Annotated in this window: 1 pseudogene; it reads left to right on the forward strand. The window is 74.9% G+C overall.

Annotated elements, in window-relative coordinates:
• Positions 1 to 205 (forward strand): annotated as a pseudogene (locus ACFFNX_RS44560) (16S/23S rRNA (cytidine-2'-O)-methyltransferase); the annotation flags it as partial.
• Between the last annotated feature and the right edge of the window lie 82 nt (positions 206 to 287).

Below are 287 nucleotides of genomic sequence, written 5' to 3' on the forward strand. Positions count from 1 at the left end.
CGACGGCGACCCGGCACTGCTCGCCGAGGCCGAACGCGACGTGGCGCGTCACGCGGAGACCCTCGGCCTGGGCGCCCGGGGCGTGACGGCCAGCCCGCTGCCCGGCCCGTCGGGCAACGTCGAGTACTTCCTGTGGCTGCGGGCCGGTGCCCCACCGCTGGACGACGCCGCCTTGGACAAGGCCGTGGCGGAGGGACCCGCATGACGATCCGCGTGTGCCCTGCCCCGGCGGGATCACCGCCGAGGAGCCTCCGATGACAGACGAACGATCCGTACGCGACCGGTGG

The sequence above is a fragment of the Actinoallomurus acaciae genome, from assembly GCF_042429965.1.
Lineage (GTDB): Bacteria > Actinomycetota > Actinomycetes > Streptosporangiales > Streptosporangiaceae > Actinoallomurus > Actinoallomurus acaciae.